The following is a 1,112-nucleotide window of genomic DNA, read 5'->3' on the forward strand; positions in this document are numbered from 1 at the left end:
CCCCGGGGCGGCGTCGGTGCCGGCCATCGGCGGGACGGTCTCGACCGGGGCCGGGGACGGTGCGGACGGCGCCGGACGAGGTGGCGATCCAGCGCTGACCGCCGCGAGTGCGTCGACCATCCCGTGGCCGACCGAGGCGTTCCAGCCGGTGCCCGGATGCAGTGCGGTGTCCTCGATCCGTTGCATCACCTGCCGGGCGGTCAACTCCGGGAAGCGGGCCCGCACCAGCGCGGCGACGGCACTGACCACGGGCGCGGCGTAGCTCGTCCCGGAAAGCCGGACGGTGTCCTCGCCGGTGGCCGCCAACGACAGGATGCCTTCGCCCGGTGCGGCCACGTCCACCCAGGGTCCGGCGAGGGTGAAGGCCGACGCCGCACCGTCGGGTCCCACCGACCCGACGGTCAGGACGTAGTGGTCGTACCACGCCGGGCTCGCCACCACTGCGACCGTGTTCCAGTCGCGCGACCCGGGCGGGTTGTGTCCGGGGCACTGGCCCACACCGCCGACATTGCCGGCCGCAGCCACCACGACGACGTTGCGAACATCGACCGCGTAGGCCAGGGCGGCCCCGAGTGCACCGTCGTCGGGGGCGGCCTCCGCCGGAAGGCAGGCCACCGTGGAGATGTTGATCACCGTCGCACCGAGATCGGCTGCGGTCCGCACCGCCGCTGCCAATGTCGCGACATCGCCGTACCCCGAGCCCGTCGGGTCCGAGTCGGCGCGGAACTTGTTGCTGGACTGCCGAATAGTCAGGATCGACGCATCCGGGGCGATCCCGCCGAAACCGCCCTCGGCTGAGTCCGCTGTGGCACCGATGATCCCCGCGACCGCGGTGCCGTGGCCGTCGCAGTCGGATGTTCCGTCCCCGGTCGAGACGTAGTCGCCACCGGGGACGAGGCGGGGGAGCCGCCGGTGCCGGGACACCCCGGTGTCGATCACGGCAACGGTCTGGCCCGCGCCCCGGGTCAGCTCCCACACCGCAGGCAGGTCCAGCCCGGCGAGCTGGCCGGCTTCGGCTGGTCCGGGCGCACGGGGGTCGGCGACGACGCACTCGGCGAACCGGATGGTGCGCTGCGCCGGGCCCGGCGGCCCCGCCGCGGGCAGTCGAGTCT

1 protein-coding gene is annotated in these 1,112 nt (G+C 74.1%); it reads right to left on the reverse strand.

Translation table 11 applies throughout. From position 1 onward, the window contains the following. The coding region (mycP, locus tag ACXAID_RS28175; protein WP_475025443.1) for a type VII secretion-associated serine protease mycosin at positions 1–1,112 on the reverse strand (1,112 nt) is incomplete at both ends.

This window comes from Mycobacterium sp. ABE4_509, assembly GCF_056160785.1.